Origin of the sequence: Pseudomonas sp. Kh14 (assembly GCF_900291005.1) — a bacterium.
In the GTDB taxonomy this organism is placed as follows: domain Bacteria; phylum Pseudomonadota; class Gammaproteobacteria; order Pseudomonadales; family Pseudomonadaceae; genus Aquipseudomonas; species Aquipseudomonas alloputida.
Window position 1 is genome coordinate 1 of record NZ_OLKJ01000207.1, and the last position, 252, is coordinate 252.

Sequence of the window (252 nt, forward strand, 5' to 3'; positions counted from 1 at the left end):
GTCGTGAACTTCTATCGTAGGCTTGCACCAAATAGAAAAAGTGTGGTCTTTATGCGCGCTTCTTCGCTTGGCTATGCCGTACCGGGAACCGTCTTGGCAATTGGGGTTATGGTCACCGTGTTATTTATGGATCACAGCGTCAACGATTTTGCTAAATGGATGGATTGGCAACGCCCTGGATTGATTTTCTCTGGTTCCATGTTTGCACTTGTTTTTGCAATGGTGGTGCGCTTTTCTGCCGTTGCTATCGGT

General features: G+C 47.2%; 1 pseudogene. It reads left to right on the forward strand.

Annotated features, from left to right (window positions below):
• Nucleotides 1-51: 51 nt before the first annotated feature.
• A pseudogene (locus FQ668_RS27845) lies at nucleotides 52-252 on the forward strand (iron ABC transporter permease); the annotation flags it as partial.